This window comes from Acinetobacter beijerinckii CIP 110307 (assembly GCF_000369005.1).
Classification (GTDB): Bacteria; Pseudomonadota; Gammaproteobacteria; order Pseudomonadales; family Moraxellaceae; genus Acinetobacter; species Acinetobacter beijerinckii.
In genome coordinates this window covers 558817-578919 of record NZ_KB849765.1, presented here as the reverse complement: position 1 = coordinate 578919, position 20103 = coordinate 558817, and the positions used below count along the sequence as shown (strand labels likewise).

The 20103-nt window shown below is 37.5% G+C and carries 22 protein-coding genes; 12 read left to right on the top strand and 10 right to left on the bottom strand.

Annotated features, from left to right (window positions below):
* Positions 1-22 precede the first annotated feature (22 nt).
* Positions 23-568, bottom strand: coding sequence for a GNAT family N-acetyltransferase (locus F933_RS08280; protein ID WP_005060229.1), 546 nt, complete (start codon positions 566-568; stop codon positions 23-25).
* Between the two features lie 92 nt (positions 569-660).
* Entirely contained in the window at positions 661-1386 is a 726-nt protein-coding gene (locus F933_RS08275) for an outer membrane protein OmpK (protein WP_005060226.1), read from the bottom strand.
* Positions 1387-1754: 368 nt separating this feature from the next.
* Here F933_RS08275 and F933_RS08270 point away from each other — a divergent pair, with 368 nt between their 5' ends.
* The 6 genes from F933_RS08270 (at position 1755) to F933_RS08245 (ending at position 7994) form a co-directional block, all read left to right on the top strand.
* Entirely contained in the window at positions 1755-2129 is a 375-nt protein-coding gene (locus tag F933_RS08270; protein WP_005052568.1) for an HPF/RaiA family ribosome-associated protein, read from the top strand.
* A gap of 140 nt (positions 2130-2269) precedes the next feature.
* Positions 2270-2815: an ankyrin repeat domain-containing protein gene (locus tag F933_RS08265; protein WP_005060224.1), complete on the top strand. Its 546-nt coding sequence runs from the start codon at positions 2270-2272 to the stop codon at positions 2813-2815.
* A gap of 34 nt (positions 2816-2849) precedes the next feature.
* Positions 2850-3617 carry a transporter gene (locus F933_RS08260; RefSeq protein WP_005060221.1) on the top strand — a complete coding sequence of 256 codons (768 nt, stop codon included), beginning with the start codon at positions 2850-2852 and terminating at the stop codon, positions 3615-3617.
* Positions 3618-3689: 72 nt separating this feature from the next.
* Positions 3690-5537 (top strand): protein-disulfide reductase DsbD, encoded by a 1848-nt coding sequence (gene dsbD / locus F933_RS08255; RefSeq protein WP_005060219.1) that lies wholly within the window; start codon positions 3690-3692, stop codon positions 5535-5537.
* 2 nt (positions 5538-5539) lie between these two features.
* A complete protein-coding gene (locus F933_RS08250; RefSeq protein WP_005060217.1) occupies positions 5540-6238 on the top strand; it encodes a glutathione S-transferase family protein in 699 nt (232 codons plus the stop codon).
* Positions 6239-6290: 52 nt separating this feature from the next.
* Positions 6291-7994, top strand: a complete 1704-nt coding sequence (locus tag F933_RS08245) for an ATP-binding cassette domain-containing protein (protein WP_228127867.1) — start codon at positions 6291-6293, stop codon at positions 7992-7994.
* Between the two features lie 13 nt (positions 7995-8007).
* Here F933_RS08245 and F933_RS08240 read toward each other — a convergent pair whose 3' ends face one another.
* Positions 8008-9195 carry a GGDEF domain-containing protein gene (locus F933_RS08240; RefSeq protein ID WP_005060214.1) on the bottom strand — a complete coding sequence of 396 codons (1188 nt, stop codon included), beginning with the start codon at positions 9193-9195 and terminating at the stop codon, positions 8008-8010.
* Between the two features lie 285 nt (positions 9196-9480).
* On the bottom strand, positions 9481-10392 hold the full coding sequence (locus F933_RS08235; protein WP_005060212.1) for an alpha/beta hydrolase: 912 nt from the start codon (positions 10390-10392) through the stop codon (positions 9481-9483).
* A gap of 148 nt (positions 10393-10540) precedes the next feature.
* Between F933_RS08235 and F933_RS08230 the strand changes: the two genes are divergently transcribed.
* Positions 10541-10978 carry a DUF2147 domain-containing protein gene (locus F933_RS08230; protein WP_005060210.1) on the top strand — a complete coding sequence of 146 codons (438 nt, stop codon included), beginning with the start codon at positions 10541-10543 and terminating at the stop codon, positions 10976-10978.
* A gap of 63 nt (positions 10979-11041) precedes the next feature.
* On the opposite strand, the gene F933_RS08225 is transcribed toward F933_RS08230, so the two are convergent.
* A complete protein-coding gene (locus F933_RS08225) occupies positions 11042-11392 on the bottom strand; it encodes an arsenate reductase (RefSeq protein ID WP_005060208.1) in 351 nt (116 codons plus the stop codon).
* Positions 11393-11834: 442 nt separating this feature from the next.
* Positions 11835-12659: an exodeoxyribonuclease III gene (locus F933_RS08220; protein ID WP_005060207.1), complete on the bottom strand. Its 825-nt coding sequence runs from the start codon at positions 12657-12659 to the stop codon at positions 11835-11837.
* Between the two features lie 41 nt (positions 12660-12700).
* Here F933_RS08220 and pyrE point away from each other — a divergent pair, with 41 nt between their 5' ends.
* Positions 12701-13351, top strand: coding sequence for an orotate phosphoribosyltransferase (pyrE, locus tag F933_RS08215; protein ID WP_005060205.1), 651 nt, complete (start codon positions 12701-12703; stop codon positions 13349-13351).
* Between the two features lie 119 nt (positions 13352-13470).
* On the opposite strand, the gene F933_RS08210 is transcribed toward pyrE, so the two are convergent.
* Together F933_RS08210 and F933_RS08205 are read right to left on the bottom strand one after the other, a co-directional pair.
* Positions 13471-14607 carry a DUF389 domain-containing protein gene (locus F933_RS08210; RefSeq protein WP_005060203.1) on the bottom strand — a complete coding sequence of 379 codons (1137 nt, stop codon included), beginning with the start codon at positions 14605-14607 and terminating at the stop codon, positions 13471-13473.
* A 182-nt stretch (positions 14608-14789) separates the two neighbouring features.
* Positions 14790-15509 (bottom strand): SDR family oxidoreductase, encoded by a 720-nt coding sequence (locus tag F933_RS08205; RefSeq protein WP_005060201.1) that lies wholly within the window; start codon positions 15507-15509, stop codon positions 14790-14792.
* Between the two features lie 255 nt (positions 15510-15764).
* On the opposite strand from F933_RS08205, the gene F933_RS08200 reads away from it, so the two are divergent.
* Positions 15765-16265, top strand: a complete 501-nt coding sequence (locus F933_RS08200) for a GNAT family N-acetyltransferase (protein WP_005060199.1) — start codon at positions 15765-15767, stop codon at positions 16263-16265.
* Between the two features lie 37 nt (positions 16266-16302).
* Here the strand turns inward: F933_RS08200 and F933_RS08195 are convergent, their stop codons facing one another.
* Positions 16303-16491, bottom strand: coding sequence for a DUF3565 domain-containing protein (locus F933_RS08195; RefSeq protein WP_005060196.1), 189 nt, complete (start codon positions 16489-16491; stop codon positions 16303-16305).
* Positions 16492-16944 (bottom strand): MarR family winged helix-turn-helix transcriptional regulator, encoded by a 453-nt coding sequence (locus F933_RS08190; protein WP_005060194.1) that lies wholly within the window; start codon positions 16942-16944, stop codon positions 16492-16494.
* Positions 16945-17123: 179 nt separating this feature from the next.
* Between F933_RS08190 and F933_RS08185 the strand changes: the two genes are divergently transcribed.
* The 3 genes from F933_RS08185 to murG all read left to right on the top strand — a co-directional run bounded on the left by F933_RS08185 (position 17124) and on the right by murG (position 20099).
* Positions 17124-17606 carry a glutathione peroxidase gene (locus tag F933_RS08185; RefSeq protein WP_005060193.1) on the top strand — a complete coding sequence of 161 codons (483 nt, stop codon included), beginning with the start codon at positions 17124-17126 and terminating at the stop codon, positions 17604-17606.
* A gap of 223 nt (positions 17607-17829) precedes the next feature.
* Positions 17830-18774, top strand: a complete 945-nt coding sequence (gene gshB, locus F933_RS08180) for a glutathione synthase (RefSeq protein ID WP_005060190.1) — start codon at positions 17830-17832, stop codon at positions 18772-18774.
* A 227-nt stretch (positions 18775-19001) separates the two neighbouring features.
* Entirely contained in the window at positions 19002-20099 is a 1098-nt protein-coding gene (gene murG, locus F933_RS08175; RefSeq protein WP_034710633.1) for an undecaprenyldiphospho-muramoylpentapeptide beta-N-acetylglucosaminyltransferase, read from the top strand.
* Positions 20100-20103: the final 4 nt, after the last annotated feature.

Here is a 20103-nt window from a genome sequence, read left to right as displayed (position 1 = left end):
AGTGATGAAATTGTTATGTTATTTAAACACTAAGTTGTAATTGCATTAAAACCAAGTCACGCCATTGTCCAAACTTTTGCCCTATTTGTGGCATATAACCTGTCTGAATAAAGCCTAGCTGTTGATGCAATACGATTGAACCCGTATTTTCACTATCAATGGCAGCCACCATGATATGCATGCGGTGTTGTGTTGCGAGATGGATCAGTTGTTGCATCAAAGCTTTTCCTAAACCCTGACGAACATAATTGGGGTCAATAAAAACAGAATGCTCAATACTTTGACGATAACCTGTAATGCTACGAAAGGCTGAGTAATAAGCATAACCAGCAATTTTTTTCAGTTGCTGATCCTCAATCACAATCATCGGAAATTGCTGCTGTTGCATGTCATGAAAACGTTGTTGATATTGCGCTAAAGTCACAGCTTGGTCATTCCAGTTGGCTGTACCTGTTAGGATTTCATGATTATAAATATTGAGGATCTGCTCAAGATCAGCAGTTGTTGCAAAACGAATCTGATAAGAATTTTGAAGCGTGTGGGTTGCAAGCGTAAGATCGTGAGACATAACAAAATAAAAGAAAATTCATCTATTTCAATATGCGCGATTACAAAAAAAACAGCAAGACTGAGCTTGCTGTTTTTAACGATATGACCAATTTAGAAATGGTATTTAACTAAAGCACTGACATTGTTTTCGTCACTGCCTTTAATACCAAATTTGTTATTCCAAACAGAATGTTCTACACCCAAATATAAACGTGTTTCAGGTGAAATATGTTTGCCGACATTCCATTTGTATTGAGTGGTCCAGTTCATTTCGCTAGCGTGATCTTTTTCACCAGTCGACCAATCAAGAAAACCATCAACCAAGAAATCTTCGTTTGAAACTTTAAATGGCAATGCATATGCAATGGTCATTTGATAGTCATCAGCAGTTTTTTCATTATTGGCACGGTAGAAGTTTACATTCGCATATTGGAAATATGGAATCGTAAGATCAAATCCTACACCGTAGAGAAAATTATCAAAACTAGAGAAGTCATCGCTGTTACTTTCCCATGTGGTTGAGATCAACACGTCTTTCACAGGACCAAAAGCGAGTTTTTGACCAGAAATTTCGCCTAAGCTTAAACGAGGAGAAAGTTCAAAATAGGTGCTTTTGTGATCATCGCTGCCGCGCATGCGATCCATAAAGAAAAATACGTCTGCATATTTCACTTTTGCTGCATATTCAACCGTTAAAGTTGTTTGCTTCTCATCAACAACTTCATAGTTTTCACCATATAAACCGGTCAAGCTAAAATCTTGCCAAATTGGCTTAGCTTGAGCGAAAGCTGCTGTAGATAAGAATAGGCATGCTGCTGTAAGTTGCTTCAATTGCATTTAAAAAATCTCCCCCCAAAAAGGCGTGTCAAGCATACAAGGAATTAAGCAAAAATAAAGCCAAATTTGACCAAATGCTCAAAAGAATTGTATATCGCTTAAACGCAAGAAAAAGGCAGAAATAAAAACGCTTTTGATCAAATTTTGATAGAAAATCTTGAAAATCAGCTTGCATATTTATGATGAAAGTCAGATATTGGAATTATAGAAGATCTTCTAACTACTGAAACGCAACAGATGCGAAGCAAGGAGACCACAAGCCTTTACATAAACAAAATATACAACTGCACCGAATGAATGCATGCTCAAAGTGTGCTAGATAAAAAGTTTCGTTGAACTGTCTAAACAGAAAAGAGAGGAAGATATTTATGAATATTGAAATCCGTACAGATAAGAACATTCAAGGTAGCGAACGTTTAATAAGTTATGTCCGTGCAGAGCTTACGCAAGAATTCCAACGTTATAGTGAGCGTATTACGCATTTTTCGGTTCATATTAGTGATGAAAATGGGGACAAAACGGGAGATCATGACAAACGCTGTATGATCGAAGCACGTCCAGCAGGCATGAAACCACTGGCTGTGACCCATAAGGCTGCAAATATTGATGCATCTATTCATGGTGCAGTAGATAAGTTGAAACGCAGCTTAGAACATTTATACGAGAAAAAAGAACATCACCGTGGTGGTTTACCCGAATATGTTGATGTAGATGATGATGTCAAAGTAGATGATGAAGCGTAGAAGACGCGCATAAAAAAAGCCCTGTATTGGGCTTTTTTTATGCCTGTATCAAATTTATACATGATTTTTAGATCGTTTTATAAAATCCTGACGGGATATTCGGCATAATAGAGCCATTAAACATATTGTGAGAATTGGTCATGTTAAGCAATCAGCAGCAGGCCTTGGTGCAAGCCATACAACAACTTGATTTAGCCCAAGTGCAATCTTTACTTGCTGAAGGACTCGACCCTAATTTCATTGACCCTGAACACGGTTTTCCAGTCTCAATTTTATGTGATGGATTATTTGTATGGTGGGAAAATGTCTGTGAGGCTTATGAGAAAGGTAAGCCGTTTACCGAAGCTGAAAAGCAACAACAACTACAGGTTTATTTACAGATTTTAGATGCATTAATCCAAGCAAAAGCAAATTTACATCTTTGGGATGCTGAAGAGTTTTATGGGCCGCTTTGGGATGCAGCAAGTTCAGCTTGTGTTCCTGTCGTACAACGCTTACTGGATGAAAAAGTAGATCCAAATACGCGTGATGAAGAAGGCTTAACGATTCTCTCTTCGATTAGCCAACTGTTTTTTGACTGTGATTTTGATGAAATTGACTGGTCAGAATCTTTGTCTGAAGAGCGCGAAACACTTGAATTATTGCGCAGCCGTGGTGCAAAAATGTCAAAAGAATTAAGTGCTTAATATGATTAAATAAAATGAAAACAAAGGAATAACCATGAAAAAATTGCAAACATTCAGCTTAATTGCAACATCCATGCTTGCCACCACCACTTTTGCGGCTGATTTCTCTTTTGATCGCCCTGGTGCAGGTATCGGAACAGGTATTACGCCTGTAGGTCAATTGGCTTGGGAGCAAGGACTACCAACAGTAAGCTATCAACAAGCGACTGTGGATGTTGAAAGAGAAAAAAATCTCAGCCTGAATGCTGACATGCTGTTACGTACAGGTTTGGCAAATGGCTTAGAATTACAACTGGGTTGGCAAGGACCTGTTTGGCAACAACATAAACGCGCAGGTATGAAAAAAGAAACTAATGGTTTGGGTGATGTTAGCATTGGTTTGAAAAAAGCGATTGATTTAAAAGATGATCGTTTAACGATGGCGTTATTGGCTGAAGCCATTCTTGCAACAGGTAATGACGAGTTCACCGCGCATGATGATATCTATAGCTTAACCTCTGCGGTTGCTTATGAGTTTAGTGATTTAATTGGCACATCAATAACCATGCGTTATGAAGCACAAAATAGTAATTGGGCGGTCACAGCCATTCCAACGATTGATTATAAAATCGCAGGTAAATTATCTGGGTATTCAGAATTTGTTTATCGTAAAGCGGAAAGCCAAGACTATGAATATGGTTTAGGTACTGGCTTAGTCTATGCCATCAATGATCGTGCTCAGCTTGATGCAAGTGTGGGAGTAGATTTAAATGGTGATGCTAAGGGATACAACGGTGGTTTGGGCGTATCCGTTTTATTCTAAATAACCCTCATTTTGAGCTTTCCAATTTAATGATTCAGTTAAAAAGCTCAGAATTGTCATAGCGAGATGAAAATGAAAATGTCTGTTCAGGGTGGGACGTTTTGTTCCCAACTGATAAGTTACTTTGTGGGTAGTTTATTGTTGTTATGCGGCTCTTTGCTTCACGCGCAAGAGAATTTATCAGCAACGCTACTCAGTCCTGAAGAGGCATTTGCATTCTCGGTTGAATCCACTCAAACCAATCAGGCAAAACTGCATTGGACGATTCAGCCGAATTATTATTTATATCAACATAAATTCGAAGTTCAACAAAGTAATCAGCCTTTGGCATTGAGCTTACCGAAAGGGATTGAACAATATGATGAGAACTATGGGCATAGCCAAGTTTATTATCAACAAGTTGAGTTCAATATTCCGACCCAAGCATCGCAACATTATCGAGTGACTTGGCAAGGTTGTGCCAAGGATCGTATTTGTTATCCTCCTCAAAATATAGAATTTCAAACCGATGCAGATGGATTGGTGAGTGTACAAAACACCAGCTCAAATGCACAAAAACGCTTCTTAGACGTGGCACGTTCAGCAAATGCTTTAAATGCAGCGCCAAGCTTAGAAGATGAAACTCAAGCCGTGTCCTCTGAACGCTCAGCATCAGCAGATACAACGGTGATGGCACAAGATCAAAAATGGTCAAGTACACTAGAACAACATTCACTTGCATATAGCATTTTGCTGTTTTTAGGCTTGGGTATTTTATTGGCATTCACACCGTGCTCATTGCCAATGTTACCAATTTTGACCTCTTTGATTGTGCGTGAAAATAAAGGCGTGAAAGCGTGGTCAATTGCACTGACTTTTGTCATTAGCATGGCAATGGTATACGCCGTACTCGGATTAATTGCCTCTGCTGCGGGATTAAACTTCCAAAGATGGTTACAACAACCTGCAACCTTAATTGCATTTAGCTTATTGTTTGTGATTTTTGCTTTGAATCTATTTGGATTATTTGAATTAAAGCTGCCACAAAAGTGGATCAATCGACTCGATCACATGCAATCTACACAAAAAGGCGGCACCTTGCTGGGTGCAAGTGTGATGGGCATGATTTCGGCTTTGTTGGTTGGGCCATGTATGACTGCACCTTTGGCGGGGGTTTTACTGTTTATTTCACAGACTCAAAGCCAATGGCAAGGCGCTTTGTTATTATTCGCCTTAGGTTTTGGCATGGGCATTCCATTATTGCTTGCCAGTGTGTTAGGTGCAAAAGCATTACCTAAAGCCGGTGAGTGGATGCATCAAATTAAGGTGATTTTTGCCTTTCTGATGCTTGCATTGAGTTTATATTTCATTCGTCCGCTTTTGCCAGAGTTAGCGCTTCAGATTCTTAGCCTCTTTTTAGGTTTGGCGTTTATTATCTACGCGGTCTACCGTTTATTTGGGCAAAAAAGTAAGCTACAGTGGCTGTATGCTTTGTTGTTGATTTTAGCAATTCCTGCGCTTGCTTTTAATCAATATCAACACATTCAAAGTCTCAGCTCGGTTCAAGCAGAAAAAATGGCTGAATGGCATGTGGCACAAACAGCAGAGGAGTTTAGACAACTTCTTGCCAATGCACCTGATGATAGAAATATCGTGATTGATGTCTATGCAGATTGGTGTGTCGCATGTCAGCCGATTGAACATCGAATTTTAAAAGATGCAGAAGTACAACAAGCATTAGCTGCTCATTATTTAATTAAATTGGATTTAAGTCACTACGATGCTTCACATCAAGCCTTATTGGCAGAGTGGGATATTTTAGGTCCGCCAACGTATTTATTTTTAAATCCAAAGCACCAAGAAATTCGTTCCTTACGTTTAACAGGAGCGTTCCAGAAACAGGAATTAATACAACAACTCGCTGCATTAAAAGAGAAATGATTATGAGTTATCAACTGTTCATAGGAAATAAAAATTATTCGACTTGGTCGATGCGTCCGTGGATTTTATTAAAACAGGTAGATATTCCATTTCAAGAACACTGGATTCGATTTGATAGTTTTGAGCCTGATAGTCAATTTAAAACTGAGATTCTCAAGCTGAATCCGACGGGTAAAGTACCTGCTCTCATCGATGCTGATATTATTGTATGGGACAGTTTGGCAATTGCAGAATACATTGCTGAACAACATCCTGAAAAAGCATTATTACCTCAAGATAAGAAATTACGCGCACGTGCTCGCTGTATCAGCGCAGAAATGCATAGTGGTTTCCAAGCTTTACGTAATCTTTGTCCAATGAATGTTGAAGCTGATTTGACACATGTCGGAAAGCAGTTATGGGCTGAAAATGAGCAGATTCGTGCCGAGGTGGCTCGAATTGATCAGATATGGTCTGAGCGTCCAAGTGAAGATGCTTTCTTATGTGGTGAATTGAGTATTGCAGATGCATTTTATGCACCAGTGGTTATGCGTTTCGAATGTTTTAATTTACCACTTTCAGCATCCAGCCAAATTTATATGCAAAAGATATTGGCTTTATCTTCTGTCCAACAATGGATTCAGGAAGCTAAACAAGAGCAAATGTTTGTACCTTTCGATGAGCCTTATCGTCAGAATCGAGATGAATACTTAAAGAAATAGACAAAAAATAAACAAAGCTCTCAACCTTTTTATTCTGTTGAGAGTGCTATTATTGCGGAAAATTCCACTAATAATAGAAAGAGGTTGTGCCATGTTTTTTTATAAATTTAAGGAAATATGGCATAGCTCGACTCACTATTATCAGCATCAAAAAAAACATTTAATTTTTCTAATTGTATTAGTCGCATTGGCAAGTCTAGTCAGTGCAATCCTTCCTTATTTTGTTAAATTGATTGTGGACAGTACTCACGAAAACAAAAATATAAATTACATTTATATTTTGGTGACTTCTTATTGTTTTGCTTGGCTTCTCTCTAAAATTATTGAATGGACTAAAAATGCATTTGGCGGCTTAATTACCGCAAAACAAGAATCATCAATTTTAGTTGCAGGTCTAAAAAACTATTTACAAATAGAGAAAAAACAACAGGACAAGATCGATATAGGGATATTCAATGCTGAAGCAGTACGTGCCAGCAGAGCATTTTCGATGATTATATTTGCGATATTAGTGGTTTTTGTTCCCGTAGTCCTTCAATTGTTTTTTATAAGTTATATCCTTTTTCTCAATATTGGATTGGTTTTTGCGGTCGGATTTATGTGTGCTGCAATTATTCTGTTCTTCATTTCGAATTTTATTAATCGTAAAAGTAAGATTTACTATGAACCATTGTATTCGATAGGTAATACCTTACAAGGTCGGTTCTTAGAAAAAATAAATAATGCTTATGAAATAAAATTTAATAATTCAGTTGAATATGAAGTTTCTCAGTTTCAAAAAAATGTTCAAAATTTTGTAAAGCAAAGTGCTTATAGTCACTTTAGAATTGCTGGTTTAATGATTTTACAGATTATTTTCATTTTTATATTTTTACTGAGCTTCTTACTCATTTCGACCAAACTATTTTCGATTGGTAAAATTACAACGGGTGATATGGTGATGATTAGTTCATATATTATGATGCTCACCACACCCTCACTGATGATCTCACAGCAAATTAATTTGCTCGCAGGTAATATGGTCGCCATTGAAAAATTTCATAGCTATTTTGCGTTAGAAAAAGATCAACTCAGTGAAGCATCCTATCTTGATAGTCATATACTTTTTTCATTTAAAAATGCTGTATTAGAAATAGCTGGCAAGTTAACGCAACCGATCCATCTCAATTTCTATAAAAACAAAATGTATGCTGTTGTAGGTAAGACAGGAGCAGGAAAATCGACATTAATTAACTATATTTTGGGCGCATATAAAATCGAGAGTGGTCAATTATTCTATAAAAGCTTAGATATAACCCATATTTATTCTAATAAAATTTTCGATGAGGTCGCTTTTGTGGGACAGAATTCCACGGTCTCAAGTGGCTCTTTAAGAGAGAATTTAGTTTATAACTCAAACTGTAAATATACAGATGATGAGCTAACATCCTTGATCCGATTCTTTGATTTAGAAAAAATAATTTTAGACAATCATCTTTCATTAGATAGCGAGCTTGATGAATTTATTAAAAGTCTATCTGGAGGGGAAAAACAGCGTTTAAACATTCTTCGAGCTTTTCTAAAGCAGCCGAAAGTATTGATTTTAGATGAACCTACTTCCGCCCTAGACCCTAAAACTGCAGTAAAGATTTTAAAGTTTCTGCAAGAAAATATTGAAACCGTTATCGTTATTACTCATTTTAAAGAATGTATGCAACTAGCAGATGAGGTTGTGAATGTTGAAGAGCTATTTGCAATCCAGTCTGAAAATTTTTGAATGTAGTGCTGATCTAGTCTAAGGCTAAATCCGTATAAGCTTTGACTTGATTACGTCCAGCTGCTTTAACTGCATACAACGCTTGATCCGCTTGACCAATAATGACGTGAGGTTCATCGGCACTCAGTGTACTGCTGATACCAAAGCTGGCGCTTATTAAAAACTTTTGCTGTTCCTCTGAAATAAAACATAAGTCTGCAATTGCCAAACGACAACGTTCAGCAATATTCTTAGCTTGGGTCGGTGTGGTATTCGGTAGTAACAAAATAAACTCCTCGCCACCGAAACGCCCAATCATGTCCTGATCTCGTAATTTTTCCGATAAACATTTTGCCACTTGGACTAAGACTTGGTCTCCCATGCTATGTCCAAAACGATCATTAATGTTTTTAAAATGATCGAGATCGAGTAATACCACCGAATATAGCTGATTGGGTTGTTGATTCAACTTTTCTAAATGACTACTTATGCTGCGTCTATTCATTACATTGGTCAGTGGGTCAAGACGGCTCAACACTTGAATAGCAGTTTCGCGAGTACGCCATTGAGTGAGTAATATTTCAAAAAGAAATAGGCAGGCGATCAAAATAGGAAGTAGGAAAAACAGCATGCTGCCTACCCAAAAAGGATGCATTTCTGCTTGGTTTAATACCTCTGTTTTAAATACAGGCGCATATTGCAAAATACCAAACATACTTAATAAACTACAAAATAATAAAGCAATCGTCGCTGGTACAAGCGCGCAATAAATCATTTTACGATTAAATAATACCAGTCCTACGGCCACTAAACTCACGTAGACCACCATAGTTGCAGGACTAAAACTTCCAATCATATAGCTGGTATGGCAAAGTAAGACAGTGAAAACTTGCACACTGAAAATAGGGATAACATCATGTGCCCAGCTTTTATTTTTATAGAAGTAACAAGGAATAATCAGGCTTGAAAAAACCATCAGCATAATGATATTCGTCCATAATTTAGAACGAATTAAGGGCAAGTTGACCCATTGCCATGTCACAGGATTAAGCAGTACAAAACAATCCCATATGATCCAAAAAACGGTCATAAAAGCAGCGAGAATCAGCAATAAAGTCGTTTTTTTTAACATGTTCCAATTAATCAGAGGTTCATGTTCCCACAACTGCGAGAAAGTCCATTTTTCTCTTTTTGCCAATCTCTTAAACTGAATCTTCACCATTCGCATTCATCCTTATATGCAATGAGATTCCTAAGAAACGTTATAAATGTAAATTCGTCATCAAAAGGAGTGAAAAACGATTATTAAAATAACAATAACATCTTTAGAATGAGAAAGAAGTCTAGCTCTGTACTTTTTAATGCAAATTAGAAAGGGAAAATTTTTTGAAAAAAGGCGTGATTATCTAAAAAACCAATCAGTTTTATTTCACGATGACAAAAAGAAATTAACAATGACAATGGTCAGACATAGCTGACCATTTTTTACACAAATTATGCTTGAGTATTAATCTTGATCAATAGAGTGGGCAAATTCAGCAATATCTGCTAAAGCTTGTTTCGCTTCAGGGAACCACGCATTGAACATTTGGAAGTTGTGCCACATTCCCGTGTAAATCTTAAAATGGACTTTTACATCGGCTTTTTCTGCCTTTTCACGGAAGCGTTTCGAGTCATCGAGCAAAATTTCTTTAGAACCCACTTGAACCAAGGTTGGGGGTAAGCCTTTTAAATCATCAAATAATGGTGATACCCGTGGATCATCAGGCTGCATCCCATCTTTTAGATAATGCTTGATACCAGCTTGTAGGGCTTCAATCGAAAGTAGCGCATCATGTTTTTGATTGAAACGGAGTGATTCACTGGTGAGCGTTAAATCCAAATACGGTGACATCAGAATTAAACCACTTGGCATTAATTCAGGTTGTTGTTTTAGACGTAAACACAACGCGAGCGCTAAATTAGCCCCACATGAATCACCAGAAATAATAATGTCTTTTGGTTTAATCCCTTGAACCAATAAGGTTTGATACACGTCAAAAATAGCATCAATTGCTTCAGGATAAGGATGTTCAGGTGCAAGTGGATAATCCACGTGAATCACTTGCATTTGAGTACGTGCAGCGATATCCGTCATCAGGGCGCGATGGCTATTTAGGCTACCTAAGAAAAATGCACCACCATGAATATGGAAAATCAGTTGGGTCGCTGTAGCTTGTGCTTTAATTTCTTCGCCACGGACACCTGCCAAACGTATCGGTCGAATTTGTACTGTTTGATTTTGAGGAAATAAACGACAGAGTTGATCTAAAACAGGTCTTAATGCATTCGGGGCTAAATTGAACTGACTCGGCGTACGAATGGTCGCTTTTAGTAACGATTCAGTAAAATAATATTTCCAAACAGTACCAAATTTCATAATTTTTCCATATTGTTAGGTCAGTATACTAATAAGAGAGTTCTTGACTCGTAAGGTTATACCAAATAGTCATAATCAAGAATTGCAATATTGATAGAAGTTCTCAATACTCTTGGTCTTGAAAGACCCCCTTAAGGATATTACAAAAATGAAGAAAATAGCTTTAGCACTTGGATTGCTCGGTTTAACAACTTTTGCCAATGCTGCGGATGCACTCAATGGCACAGTTTGGCAAACAATTGATGATGAAACGAAACAGCCGAAAGCGATTGTGAAATTCACAGAGCAAAAGGATGGCAGTCTTAGCGCATCAATTCAAAAATATTTAGTGGCAGGTCAGGAAAATGCATGCTCTAAATGTGAAGGGACTTATCACAACAAACCATTAAAAGGTGTGACGATTGTGCACAGCCTAAAAAATGCAGGTGGTAATAGTTATGATGGTGGTTCAATTATCGACCCTAAAAATGGTAAAACTTATAAATTAAAAGCTGAAATCATTGATGGTGGTAAAAAGCTTAAATTACGTGGTTACATCGGTGTTGCAGCATTAGGTCGTAACCAGACTTGGGTTCGCACAAACTAATTTTAAAGTAATAAAAAAACCGAGTTTCAATAAACTCGGTTTTTTTACATCTATCTTTTAATTTTAAGCAGAAAGGTTTTGGTAGGTTGCTTCATCAAAGCCAATCACAAAACCTTGTGATGTTTGCAAAATTGGACGTTTAATTAAACTCGGTTGCGCGATCAGTGTTTCAATCAGATTTTGTTCACTATCCGTTGCATGTGCTTGCTCAGCTTCGCTAAGTTTGCGCCAAGTGGTGCCTTTCTTATTCAGTACTTTTTCTGCGCCAATCTCTTTTAGCCAAATTGCTAAAGTATCGGCATCAATTCCTTGCTTTTTATAATCATGAAATTCATAAGCAATATTTTTAGCCGCCAAGGCATCAAAGGCTTTTTTCATCGAATTACAATTTTTAATACCGTAGATTTTAAACATATGGGAAGACCATAAAAAATAATACAAGAGATGGAGTAAAGCCTAACCTAAAAACTCGGTCATTTGCCAATCGATATTGTTTATAAAGTTGATTGAGTATTTTTGAATGAAAATGGAGGCGTATTGATCAAATTATTCTTATATTTTGAGCATAAAAGCCAAAGACAATTCAAATAAAAAATCGACTATCTAGAAAAGAGAAAACCCGCATTTAATCATCCTGATCATGCGGGTCTCATTTCAACGTCCAATGTCTCATCCTTGCAAATAAACTTAAACTAAGTTTATTTTGTCTTCCTACGGCGTCCTATCCTTTTGTGGTCATCCTGACCGCTTCCCTGTGCCGTGGTGCTATAATGCCGTTACAGCTGGTAAATAAAAATACACAAAAAACGACACGAGATGTAAGCTAAAGAGACGGTCAAAGTGAACACTTGTTCACTTATTCGTGTATTTTATAGTCGATAATCACAGGTGCATGGTCGCTAAACCATTGTTCTTTATAGACCCATGCATTTGCGGTGCGAGTTTTCCAGTCTGGAGAGCAGGCATGATAGTCAATACGCCAACCGACATTTTTCGCACGCGCTTGACCACGATTTGACCACCATGAATATAATTCAGCTTCATGTCGTACTTCTCGAAAAGTATCGACGTAACCTAATTCATCATAAATATGATCAAGCCATGCACGTTCATGCGGCAAAACGCCTGATGACTTCTGGTTGCCTGACCAGTTTTTAATATCGATACGCTTGTGTACGATATTGTAGTCACCACACACAATGATTGATTTATTTTCATCTCGCCATTTTTTTAGTATTTGCGCATATTCTTGTAGAAATAAATCTTTGCGTGCTTGTGCTTCATCACCACTTGAACCTGATGGCAAGTATAAAGAAGCAATATGAACAGGATGTGACAGTCCTAAATCAAACTCAGCCGTAACAAAACGACCCTGAGAGTCCGCAAGTTCAAAACCTAAACCATCTTTGACTGAGACAAAGGGTAAGCGGCTATAAATCGCCGTACCTGCATAACCTGCACGTTCAGCAGGGAAGAGGTGAGTGTACCAACCTTCAGGTTTAAATTTATCGGTCCATTGTTCGTGGGTGATGCGGCTTTCTTGCATACACACCACATCGGCACCCGATTGTTCTAACCATTCGAGTAGACCTTTTGTTACCGATGAACGTAGACCATTTACGTTGATTGAAACGACTCTAAGAATTTTTACATCACTTGGATAGCTATCCTTTGGTATCATACGTCTGTTTAACCTCAATTAAAGAATTTGGAGCACCTTATATGACAACGCCTGTGTCATTTCATCCGCAAGCTTTTATCGAACTCGCATTATCACGTGGTGTGCTTAAATTTGGTGAGTTTACCTTAAAATCAGGCCGTGTCAGTCCTTATTTCTTTAACGCAGGTTTGCTCAATGATGGTGAAGCATTGTCTTTGTTAGCTCAAGGCTATGCAGATAAATTGGTTCAGTGCGAAAATGTTGGTGTGATTTTCGGTCCTGCGTACAAAGGCATTCCTTTTGTTGCGGCGACTGCTGTGGCGTTGTCTCAAGTACATGGCAAAAGTGTTCCTTGGGGTTTTAACCGTAAAGAAGCCAAAGATCATGGTGAAGGTGGTGTGTTGGTTGGTGCATCGGTTGCAGGTCAAAAAGTTTGGATCATTGATGATGTGATCACTGCAGGGACTGCGATTCGTGAAGTTGTCACCATCTTAAAAAATGCAGGTGCGACGATTGCAGGTGTCTTAGTTGCGCTAGACCGTCAAGAACGTGGTCAGGGTGAGCTTTCTGCGATTCAGGAAGTGCAAAAAGAACTCGAAATTCCTGTGCATGCCTTAATCACGATGAAAGATTTGATGGATTATTTAGATACAAAAGGCGAGAAAGACGCTTTAGCAAATATGCAGGCTTATCGTGAAAAATATGGCATCTAAGTTTTAGATGTAGATGAAAAGGAAGCGAAGGCTTCCTTTTTTGTTGATTTTAATTGATCAATTTTTGGAAATAATGATTAGAAAATAAGCTAAATTTTTCTAATGGAATGAATACTAGATTAATGCCCTTTGACTAAACGAGATGCTTCTTTGGGTTTGATCATTATATTTGGACTGTCGGGCGCTTCAATTATTTGGATAGGAATAAATCTAACTTGAGTAACCGTTGACTGACCATTTAAGTCTCTTTTTAAAGACTCATTGAGTTTTTGAATGTCTAAAGGTTGTGGCTGGATATCTCCTCTAACGACAACTCTCACCAAAGTAAAATCACCACGTTTATCAAATTGAATAGTATCGACGATATTATTTTTAATGTTAAAAAAACTTTTGACTTCTGATTTAATTGAATTTTCATACATTTGTTTATTCAGCATATGCATAAAATTGAGGGTTAAATAAATCGCTAATGCGACTAAAAAGCATAAGCTAATAATATTTCTTTTTATAAACTCTAAAATATTACTTTTAACTTCAACATCTGAGCCTCGGCGGAATCCCGCAATCCATAAAACTAGTGAAGAACTTACTTGAATTGCAATAATGTTAGTGACTGCCAGAATTAAAGCATTTGTGGCATTTTTCCATTCCATATGGGCAACTAAAATGCCACTGACCACCAAAGGTGGGACTAAAGCTGTAGCCACAGCAACGCCAACAACAGCAACAGAAAGTCGGGGAGAAATTGAGGCAAAGGCCCCCGCAGCACCGCCTGCGAGCGCAATCATTAAGTCTATAATTGTGGGTTGAGTACGAGCTAAAATTTCATTGGTGATCGGTAGATTTATATTAATTAAACCTAAAATGACTCCGATAGAAAAAATCATAATTAACCCTAATATGAGGGTTGTAAAAGCTGTTCTAAACAAAATCCATCTATTATCAATAAAAGAAAGGGCTATGCCAGAAATAGGTCCGAGCATCATTGCAACTAACATCGCACCAATCACAACCGCAGATGAATTTGCAAGGAGACCATATCCAGCAATAATTGCCGCCAAAGCATTCATGATAAAAAATGTTTTACTTGGTAAAGCATCCGCTTGAATGTTCAAACGAACATTTTTATGATCTATTTTTTTGACATTTGCCCTAAGTGCTTGTTTATATTTTAGCTTTTCTTTGAGTTTCTCATACTTTTCTTGATCAGGTGTATCTTCTAATATGATTGTCGGATCATCATCTTTTTTATTCATAACAACATTCTAAGTGGTTTATCTATCCTTATTAAACTTAATTATTTAAAAAAAATATAGATAATTAAACCTAACTTAGAAAATTATAGTTTTGAAATGAACTTCGTAAATTTACATGCCAACATAATGCTCCTTTTTAATCAAACCCCAAGATTATGATCACAATCGAAGTTGTAAATAACCTAAACATTCTTATCTAACATTGCAGGCATAAGTATTTCTTTTACACAGGCTGCTTTACTAGTTGAAATAATAAAATGAATTGCATGAATAACATCTATCAAAGGAATTAACGCAGATTCAGTTTCTTCTAAAATTTCTTCAACAGGTTTTTCAATTTCATATTCACTGGCAAGGTAGCCTAGATTAAGCACACTTACACCAATAAAATGTTCACGTAAGATTTCTCGTAGTGATTGTGCAATACCTCTTAAGGCAAATTTGGTGGCAGAAAAAACAAGTTCTTTACCGTTATGATTCTCAACACCCCAAGTGGAACCGATCAGAATGATTTTGGCGTTATCAGATAGTTTTAGATTTTCAATGAGAAATTGAATGGATTGGATACAAGTAGTGATATTGGTATTAATTATTTGGTTTATTTCATTAGCAGAAACATTTTCGAAATTATAGTTGTCGCTAAAAGCTCGTTGTTCCCAAATGCCCACGTTGTAAATCAGCACATCAATTTTTTGCTGTCCAATCACAGCCTTTACATCACTTACAGCCTGTTCAGATTTGGAGAGATCAGTACGGATCCAGTTTAAGTTTGGAATTTCTTGTGGTTGGGTGCGAGATACGCCATAGATGGTATCTGTTGGCTTTGGAATAGTTTGAACAATCGCTTTTCCTAGTCCCTTACTAACGCCGTATATGAGAAAAGTTTTATTCGAGTTATCCATTCATCTGTCCATGTTTTTAGCTTAAAAGACAACTATAAAAGCTCAACTTAGCTTGAGGTCAAGGATTGAGTTTAGTTGTTAAGAGAAATAATTAACTCATCAATTGTTGAAAAATAAGCATGAAACGTGAAAAATTACAAAAAAATCGCTCCAGTGCTCTGAACCATAGAATGGCTTAATTTAATATTTTGATGTGGAAAGAAAAAGTTTAGGTGTTTCGCATAAGGCTTATGTTGATTTTAGGTAGATTGAAAAATGGCTGTATTTGAAACAAAAAACTTATTATTAAAACCATTTGCTGAAGAAAACTTAAATGAAGCTATCACCCTATTTCAAGATAAAGACTTCATGGTTTTTTCACCTAACGGAACATTGAATGTTGAAGATGCAACAAATCGTTTTTATGAAATCTTAGAACATTATGAAAGATATGGATTTGGAAAATTAGCTATTATCTCTAAAAACACCAATAAGATTGTTGGTTACTGCGGTTTTGAAATGTGTACTGTAGATGGGACAGATGAAGCAGAATTAGGTTTTAGATTGGTCAAAAGCGAACGAGGACAAGGATATGTCATTGAAGCTACTTCAAGATTGCTAGAAGACATGAAAAATAGAAATTTTAAAAAGGTAATAGCATTTTCTGAAGAACAAAATGTACCAGCTCATAACCTTTTAAAGAAGTTAGGATTTATTAAAACCTTTACTTCTAATTTTTTAAATATGGATGTAGTCTTCTTTAGTAAGGATTTATAAATAAATCATGCATTTAACATAGTGGGCGTTATGCGAATTACTCGTCCTCACACTTTTTACATTCCAACTTCATACCTAACTTTTCATTACGCCCTTGCTCAGTCAAAACCCAAGGGCGATTTTGCCACGGTGGGTCGTGGCGCACATGCTGAGTGTGACCACAAGCTAGATCAGCAACCCAATGGTTTTCCTCATCGATATGAAAATCCACAATGGCTTGTTGCATTTATTCACTCAGGCTTTCGAGTTTAGAATCCTCTAAACCCTTTAAAAAACGATGACATAAATTATGAATTGCCACCAAATCATTTGGATCAACACCCAAAGAGCAGGCGAGTTTAAAAGGAATTAAGGTAATTTCATCTTTTGCAGCAAGTGCTTTTTCAAGCAAGATCACCTTTTTCATACGCTCATCTTCTTTCACTGCAACGCGTTTTAAAAATTGCTTTTCTTCTAGTTTTTTAATAATTGGCGTCAGCGTTCCCGAATCAAAAAACGTCTTTTGACCAATTTCAGACAACGTCACATTGTCCTTTTCGTATAAAGCCAACAGCACAATAAATTGCGGATAGGTCAGGTCATATTCCTGAAGCAAGGGACGATATTGGCGAATCATTGCATTGGTCGCGGAATACATCGCAAAACACACTTGATTATCCAAGTAAGAAAATTCAGTCATGCTTTGCTCCTCAAGGTCATCTTTGCGAAATCACAGTATAGTTTGATTAATGGGAAAAGTATATTGTGCATAATTAACTTGCATGCAAGATATTTGTGTGCAATATTAATTCGCATAGCTGAACAAATAAACAAAGCTATTAGGCAAATAAGATTGATTGAATCAGAGCGAGATGTTGTATGACCACAATTTATGATTTTCAGGCTGAACTTTTAGAAGGTGAGCAAAAGAACTTTGCAGACTATCAAGGCAAAGTTTTATTGGTGGTGAACACTGCAAGTCAATGCGGCTTAACCCCACAATTTGAAGGTTTGGAAAAGCTATATCAGGACTATCAAGAACAAGGTTTGGTGATTTTAGGTTTTCCATGTAACCAGTTTGCTAACCAAGACCCATCGAGCAATGAAGAAATTGGCAGCTTCTGCCAGCGTAACTATGGCGTATCATTTCCAATGTTTGCCAAAGTCGATGTGAATGGTTCAAATGCGCATCCGATTTATAAATATCTCACTTCAGAAGCCAAAGGCATTTTAGGTAGTGAAAGCATCAAATGGAATTTCACCAAGTTTTTGATTAACCAAAATGGTGAAGTCATCAAACGCTATTCACCAACGACTAAACCTGAAAAAATTAGCAAAGATATTCAAAAACTGTTGGCATAAGTTGAATATAAAATTGAATGCTTTAGAAATTACTGGTATCGAAATTATCTACCAGTAATTTTTCAATTTTTATCACTCAGAAAACGGTCTATTTAAATAAATCGAATCTAGTGATCTGAATAAATTAGAATTTTTTAGATTTAAGAATTACATAACTTGTTTAAACATCATCACTAAACTTCGCTATACTTTTTGTCAAGATTAAAAATACGAGCGTCAAATTATGCGTGTACTTGTAGTGATGGACCCAATTGAAACGGTGAATCTCAAGAAAGATTCCACAATGGCAATGTTATGGTCGGCAAGCCGTCGCGGTCATGAATTGGGTTATGCATTACAGCACGATTTATATATAGATCAAGGCAAAGCCTTTGGTTTGATTTCGCCGCTTAAAGTCTTCGAAGATTACAATCATTATTATGAGTTGGGTGAGAAGCGCAAAGAGTCATTGGCTGAATACGATGTGGTGCTGATGCGTAAAGATCCGCCGTTTGACATGAATTTTGTCTATACCACTTATATTTTGGAACAAGCTGAACGTGAAGGTACGTGGATTATTAACAAACCACAATCGCTACGCGACTGTAATGAAAAGCTGTTCGCGACTCAATTTCCAGAGTTACAAGTACCGACTTTGGTGACCTCTCAACAAAGCCTGATTCGTGAGTTCATCAAAGAGCATGGCGATGTGATTGTAAAACCACTCGATGGTATGGGCGGGACTGGGATTTTCCGTTTATACCAAGATGGTGTGAATATTGGTGCAACCTTGGAGATGCTCACTGAATTGGGCACACGTCCCATCATGGCACAACGTTATATTCCCGAAATTGTCGAAGGGGATAAGCGTATCTTGATGGTGAACGGCGAACCTATACCGTATTGTTTGGCGCGCATTCCACAAAATGGCGAAGTACGTGGTAATTTGGCAGCAGGTGGTCTAGGTCAGGCGCGTCCACTCACTGAAAATGACAAAATGATTGCGGCAAAAGTAGGACCTTTCCTGCGTGAAAAAGGTCTGATCTTTGTAGGGCTTGATGTGATTGGAAATTATGTGACTGAAATTAATGTCACCAGTCCAACCTGTATCCGTGAAATTGATGCTCAATTTGGAACATCAATTGCAGATGATCTATTTAATGTCTTAGAAGCAGGTCGCACAGTTTAAATAAGCATCTTTTTTGACCGAAATGCCCGTTTGTATTTCAAGTTATTTCACTGGCAAATGGGCATTTAGACATAGACAGGATGTTGTTTTTAACTAACAATTAAAAAAAGCATAGCTTTCTGTTGTAAACAGGTGAAATTCGCTTTTCGTGAATGAAGCTTTAGGATTAGAATAACTCCCGAAAACAATAGACGATAACCTTCTTTTTTGAGTTGAAGAATTAGACCGTGACCAATTCACCACATAACAAACCTAAACATGTCTTGATGATGGCCGCTGGTACAGGTGGGCATGTTTTTCCTGCGCTTGCCGTTGCCAAACAACTTCAACAAGAAGGCTGTCAAGTCTCATGGTTAGCAACGCCTACGGGAATGGAAAATCGCTTACTCAAAGATCAAAATATTCCAATTTATCAAATTGATATTCAAGGTGTGCGTGGTAATGGTTTATTACGTAAGCTCAGCGCGCCATTTAAAATTTTAAAAGCGACCTTAAGCGCGATGCGCTACATGAAGCAGCTTAATATTGATGCTGTTGCTGGATTCGGTGGTTATGTTGCTGGACCCGGCGGTTTGGCGGCACGTTTGCTCGGTATTCCTGTGTTAATTCATGAGCAAAATGCGATTGCAGGATTTACCAATACACAATTATCACGCATTGCCAAAACCGTGTGTCAGGCTTTTCCAAATACCTTCCCGACTAGTGATAAAGTAGTCACGACAGGGAATCCTGTACGCGCTGAAATTACGGCAATTTTGAATCCATCATGGCGTTATCAAACCCGTGAACAAGAACAATTGCCGATTAATATATTGATTGTCGGTGGGTCATTGGGGGCGCAAGCCTTAAATGAGCGTTTGCCCGAAGCCTTGAAAAAGGTCAATATTCCGTTAAATGTGTTCCATCAATGCGGACAAAATCAGCAAGATGCAACACGTGTGCGATATCAAGGCGCATCGCAAAGTTTAAACATTCAAGTTGAGCCATTTATTCATGATATGGCAAAAGCTTATAGTGAGGCAGACTTAATTATCTGTCGCGCAGGTGCATTAACAGTAACAGAAGTCGCAACGGCAGGTCTTGCTGCTGTTTTTGTACCCCTTCCAATCGCTGTAGATGATCACCAAACTGCAAATGCTAAATTTTTGGCAAATGTAGGTGCTGCCAAAATTTGCCAACAAGCAGACATGACCCCTGCTGTTTTAGATGAGTTATTAGCGACTTTGTTGAATCGTCAGCTGCTCTCTGAAATGGCAATCAAAGCACGCCAACAAGCACAACCGAATGCAACGCAGCATGTGGTTGATCTGATTAAAAAATTGTAATTCG